This is a genomic window from Staphylococcus pasteuri (genome assembly GCF_030547725.1).
GTDB lineage: Bacteria > Bacillota > Bacilli > Staphylococcales > Staphylococcaceae > Staphylococcus > Staphylococcus pasteuri.
Map to the genome: position 1 here is coordinate 1 of NZ_JAUOQO010000424.1, position 265 is coordinate 265.

1 protein-coding gene is annotated in these 265 nt (G+C 46.0%); it reads left to right on the forward strand.

Annotated features, from left to right (window positions below; genetic code table 11):
• The coding region (locus tag Q4528_RS14225; protein WP_303522276.1) for a hypothetical protein at positions 1–265 on the forward strand (265 nt) is incomplete at both ends.

Sequence of the window (265 nt, forward strand, 5' to 3'; positions counted from 1 at the left end):
CCCAAATGTTTGGATACGAATCCGCTGAGCAAATACTGGCGCTACCTTCACTGCTCGAACTGATTGCTGAAGACGATCAGCAAGAGGCGATTAATGCCTATGAATCGGTTATCAGTGGCAAAGCTAGACCAAAAATCCGCGTCTTTGAAAACACCAAAAAAAATGGGGAGCAGTTTTCGGTGCTCACCATTGACCATGTTACCGAGTGGCAAGGCCAACCCGCTTTGCAAATTACTTTGGTGGATTTTTCTCAGCAGATAGAAGC